The sequence below is a fragment of the Streptomyces cellostaticus genome, from assembly GCF_001513965.1.
GTDB classification, from domain to species: Bacteria; Actinomycetota; Actinomycetes; order Streptomycetales; family Streptomycetaceae; genus Streptomyces; species Streptomyces cellostaticus.
Genome location: NZ_KQ948089.1, coordinates 1 through 1,086 on the forward strand (window position 1 = coordinate 1; position 1,086 = coordinate 1,086).

Here is a 1,086-nt window from a genome sequence, read left to right on the forward strand (position 1 = left end):
GTCGCGGCGAATGCGTTCCTGGATGCGTTGGCGGCGTATCGGCGGGTGGCGGGGTTGCCTGGAATTTCGTTGGCGTGGGGTCCGTGGGTGCATGAGGCGGGGATCGGCCGGGATCTGGGTGAGCAGTTGCTGTCGCGGATCAGCCGGTCGGGGATTGCGGCGTTGGGTGCGGATGAGGGTCTGGTTGTGCTGGATGTGGCTTTGGGCCGTGAGGAGGCGATGCTGGTTCCGGCTCGTCTGGATATGGCGGGTCTGAGGGCGCAGGCGGCTCGTAGTGGTGAGATTCCGCCGTTGTGGCGGGTGTTGGCGGGTGGTGTTCCGGTGCGGCGGTCGGCTGTTTCCGGGGTGGGTGCTGGTGGTGCTGGTGGTGCGGGTGAGGGGTTGCGGCGGCGGTTGGCGGGGTTGTCGGGTGTGGAGCGGGACCGGTTGGTGCTGGATGTGGTCCGGGCGAATGTTGCGGCGGTTCTTGGGCATGCGTCGGTGGATGCGGTGGAGCCGGGTCGGGCGTTTACGGATCTGGGTTTTGATTCGTTGATCGCGGTGGAGTTGCGGAACCGGTTGAACGGGGAGACGGGGTTGCGGTTGCCGGCGACCCTTGTGTTCGATTATCCGACTCCGGTGGTGCTGGCGGGGTTGTTGCGGGCGGAGCTGACGGGTGACTTGCCTGCGGTTGCTGCGCCTGTGGGTCCGGTGGCGGGGGCGGTGGTGGTTGATGAGCCGGTTGCGATTGTGGGGATGGCGTGTCGTTTCCCGGGTGGTGCGGGCAGTCCGGAGGAGTTGTGGCGGCTGCTTGCGACCGGGGGTGACGCTATCGGGGCGTTTCCGACGGATCGTGGGTGGGATATCGAGGGGTTGTATGACCCGGATCCGGAGCATGCGGGGACGTCGTATACGCAGGCGGGTGGGTTTGTTCGGGATGCGAGTGGGTTTGATGCGGGGTTCTTCGGGATCAGTCCGCGTGAGGCTTTGGCGATGGATCCGCAGCAGCGGCTTCTTCTTGAGGTGTGTTGGGAGGCCTTCGAGCGGGCTGGTATCGATCCTGCCACGCTGCGTGGCAGCCAGACCGGCACCTTCGTAGGCGGATAC

At 66.1% G+C, this 1,086-nt stretch carries 1 protein-coding gene; it reads left to right on the plus strand.

The genetic code is table 11. The annotated features are described in order from the left end of the window. Window positions 1-1,086 (plus strand): beta-ketoacyl reductase (locus AQI88_RS42050; RefSeq protein ID WP_159050590.1); only part of this gene is annotated, 1,086 nt, incomplete at both ends.